Raw genomic sequence first — 1051 nt, 5'->3', positions numbered from 1 at the left:
TAGAGCGTTTCATTGCTTGTCTGAATCTGGGGGGATTCCCGGCCGGTCGGTTTTGTGATTCAAGATGCTGGCTGGGCGGAGGCCAGCTTCTGATGACACGAGCCCTTTCGAATGATCTTCGCGAGCGTGTTGTTGCGGCGGTTCTGGCGGGTGAGACCTGCCGTTCGGTTGCGGCGCGCTTTGGTGTATCGGTTGCATCGGTGGTGAAGTGGTCGCAGCGCTATCGGGCGACCGGCTCGGTCGCGCCGGGCAAGATGGGTGGCCATCGCAAGCGCATTCTGGAGCCGCATCGCGCCTTCATCACCGAGCGGCTCACCCAGAACCCGCAGCTGAGCTTGCATGGGTTGAAGGCTGAGCTGGCGGGGCGCGGTGTGACTGTTTCCCACAATGCGGTGTGGCAGTTCATCCGGCGCGAGGGGCTGCGCTTCAAAAAAAACGCTGTTCGCCCTTGAGCAGGCCCGCGCCGACATTGCCCGCCGACGTCAGCGCTGGAAGGCATGGCAGGGTGGTCTCGATCCCAGCCGGCTGGTGTTCATCGATGAGACCTGGATCAAGACCAACATGACGCCGCTGCGCGGCTGGGGTCCGAAGGGCAAGCGCCTGCGCGCCTTTGCCCCGCATGGTCACTGGCGCACGCTGACATTCCTGGGTGCACTGCGGTGCGACCGGCTCACCGCACCCTGCGTCTTCGACGGGCCGATCAACGGCCAATGTTTCCGCGCCTATGTCGAGCAGCAGCTCGTGCCCATCCTCAAGCCTGGCGACATTGTCATCATGGACAATCTCGCCAGCCACAAATCTGCGGCCGTCCGTCAGATCGTCACAGCCGCCGGCGCAAGGCTCTGGTTCCTGCCGCCCTATTCCCCCGACCTCAATCCGATCGAACAGGCCTTCGCCAAGATCAAGCACTGGATGCGCCATGCACAAAAGCGAACGATCGAAGACACCTGGCGACACATCGGCTCGCTCGTCGCAACCATCCAACCCGGCGAATGCAGCAATTACTTCGCAAACGCCGGCTACGCTTCCGTCAAAACATGAAACGCTCTAG

The 1051-nt window shown here is 62.2% G+C and carries 1 protein-coding gene; it reads left to right on the top strand.

What is annotated here, in order from left to right; translation table 11 throughout:
* Positions 1-92: 92 nt before the first annotated feature.
* A protein-coding gene (locus BBX50_RS26795) for an IS630 family transposase (RefSeq protein ID WP_139108279.1) occupies positions 93-1041 on the top strand; the annotation gives its coding sequence in 2 pieces (ribosomal slippage) (positions 93-428 and positions 430-1041; 948 coding nt in all).
* Positions 1042-1051: the final 10 nt, after the last annotated feature.

It is taken from the genome of Ensifer sp. LC11, assembly GCF_001695835.1.
Lineage (GTDB): Bacteria > Pseudomonadota > Alphaproteobacteria > Rhizobiales > Rhizobiaceae > Ensifer.
The sequence above is the reverse complement of the archived record's forward strand: the minus strand, read 5'-3'. Positions and strand labels throughout refer to the sequence as shown.